This is a genomic window from Psychroserpens mesophilus, from assembly GCF_050617655.1.
Taxonomy (GTDB): Bacteria; Bacteroidota; Bacteroidia; order Flavobacteriales; family Flavobacteriaceae; genus Psychroserpens; species Psychroserpens mesophilus_A.
Genome location: NZ_JBODQC010000097.1, coordinates 1 through 332 on the forward strand (window position 1 = coordinate 1; position 332 = coordinate 332).

1 protein-coding gene is annotated in these 332 nt (G+C 47.9%); it reads right to left on the minus strand.

Annotated features, from left to right (window positions below):
* On the minus strand, nt 1-332 hold a 332-nt coding region (locus ACRHNM_RS16490), incomplete at both ends, for a DUF6340 family protein (RefSeq protein WP_431137719.1).

The window sequence follows — 332 nt, forward strand, 5'->3', positions numbered from 1 at the left end:
TATTGATCACAAAATCGGTATTGGAATCGAAATTTTCGAGCACCAAAAGCACATCGGCCCCCGAAGCTTCACAAATTTCGTCTACTTGATCCCAGCTCAAAACTTCAGGTGTGGACCTTGTTCCGGTGCCCACCAATCGGGTCGTTTCCGGAATAACCACCTGCAGGTTGCCTTGATCGCGGAGCCCATCAAAAATACCCTTGATTGCCTCGTCGGAAGCCAGTTTGTCGGAACCTACTATTTCGCCTGTCGCAATGGATTCCAAAGTTTTGTTGGATTTATCCGATTCCTCGGTCAATGAACGATTGACCACGGCAATGGTCTGGATTTCA